The sequence below is a fragment of the Bradyrhizobium sp. GW821-FHT13H06 genome (assembly GCF_058803975.1).
Window position 1 is genome coordinate 1 of the sequence record NZ_JBXAPN010000031.1, and the last position, 1034, is coordinate 1034.

Sequence of the window (1034 nt, forward strand, 5' to 3'; positions counted from 1 at the left end):
ACCCTCTCTCAGTCTTTTGGCTGTCGGTTATTGGCGGCGAACAGCCGAATGCCGGAGAACGATCGGGTCATGGCGTGACCCACCTTCACTGGCGTGAAACCGTGGTTCCTCATCTGCTCGGAGAACGCCTTCTTGCTGCCTGGCTCGTCGCCGTTGTCCTTGCAGTAGGTTGACCACGATGCATAGAGGTCGCCGACCGCTGTCGTCTTGTAGCGGTTGTTCAGCTCCACATCGCACTCGTCTTCCAGCCATTGCGTGAAGGTGTCTTCGCCGCTGAAATATTCCTCGGTCGCGGCGGTGACGCTGGCTGGTGGCTTCAGTCCGATCCGGCGCCATTCGAGACAGCCATCCATCGCCCAGCGCAGGATCGCAGGCCACTCGGCCCGCAGCTTGTCCATCAATTCGAGATCGCGTTCGGCTGCAGGAATTTCCACCGTGAACGGAACGATCAAAAGCCGCGCTCGCATGGCCGGGTCAACGCAGTTCAGGCGCGGCTTGTGATTGCCGGAGATGACCAGCTTGAACATCGGATCGAATTCGAAATCGTCCTGTCGCATGAAGTGCGCCGAGATGCGGTCGCCACCGGTCACTGCCTTGATCTTGGCTTCGTCCCAGACCCGACCCGCAGGCGTTTCCTGCGCGACCACAAGCCGCTTGCCGCGTAGCTTGGCAAGCTCGGTCGGATGTCGGTCGCCCTTGCTGGCGAGGAAGGTCGAGATCGACGCCACCGTGGCGTAGTCGCCGAAAATCCGCATGATGGTGTTGATGAAGGTGCCTTTGCCATTCCGGCCGGTGCCGAACAGAAACAGGAACACGTGCTCCTTGGTGTGCCCCGTCATGCAATAGCCGATGAACCGCTGCAGGAATCTGATCAGCTCGACATCGCCCGCAGTGACACGGTGCAGGAAGGCATCCCAAATCGGATGCGGTGTCCCGGCCGGTGCCATCCGGCAGCCGGAGACTTGCGTGATGTAGTCCTCGCGTCGGGGCGGACGCGAAGTGCCTTGCACCAGATCATACGTCGCCATGTCAGT

At 60.7% G+C, this 1034-nt stretch carries 1 protein-coding gene; it reads right to left on the bottom strand.

Annotated features, from left to right (window positions below):
* Window positions 1–8 precede the first annotated feature (8 nt).
* A partial coding sequence (locus tag AC1RQP_RS40155; protein WP_492943306.1) for a phage/plasmid primase, P4 family occupies window positions 9–1034 on the bottom strand: 1026 nt, incomplete at its 5' end.